At 76.7% G+C, this 516-nt stretch carries 1 protein-coding gene; it reads left to right on the top strand.

Annotation, left to right across the window (positions count from 1 at the left end):
* Nucleotides 1–516: beta-ketoacyl reductase (locus tag HHX40_RS35525; protein ID WP_182884054.1), on the top strand; the 516-nt coding region annotated here is incomplete at both ends.

Genomic DNA, 516 nt, shown 5'->3' with positions numbered 1-516 from the left:
GCCCAAGCCAACTACGCCGCCGCCAACACCTTCCACGACGCCCTCGCCCACCACCGCCACACCCAAGGCCTCCCCGCCACCAGCCTCGCCTGGGGACTATGGGCCCACACCAGCACCCTCACCGCCGACCTCACCTCGGTGGACCAGGCGCGGATCAGGCGGACCGGGCTCCGGCCGCTGACCGCGGAGCAGGCACTCGCCCTCTTCGACGCCGCCGCGTTCGGAGACGCCGGCCTGCCCCTGGTCGTCCCGACCGGTCTCACGTCCACCGCGGAGGCGCCACCGCCCCTGCTGCGGGGAGTCGTCCGGCAGGCCCGCCGCGCCGCGCGCGGCGCCGCGTCCGCGGGTCCCTCCCCCGCCGCCCGGCTCACCGGGCTGACCCCCGAGGAGCGGAGCGCGGCCCTGCTCGACCTGGTCCGCACCGAGGTCGCCACCGTCCTCAGCCACCCCGACCCCCACACCATCCCCCCCGACCGCCCCCTCATCGAACTCGGCCTCGACTCCCTCACCGCCGTC

The sequence above is a fragment of the Microbispora sp. H10949 genome, assembly GCF_014161435.1.
GTDB lineage: Bacteria > Actinomycetota > Actinomycetes > Streptosporangiales > Streptosporangiaceae > Microbispora > Microbispora triticiradicis.
This window is presented reverse-complemented; position numbering and strand designations above follow the sequence as displayed.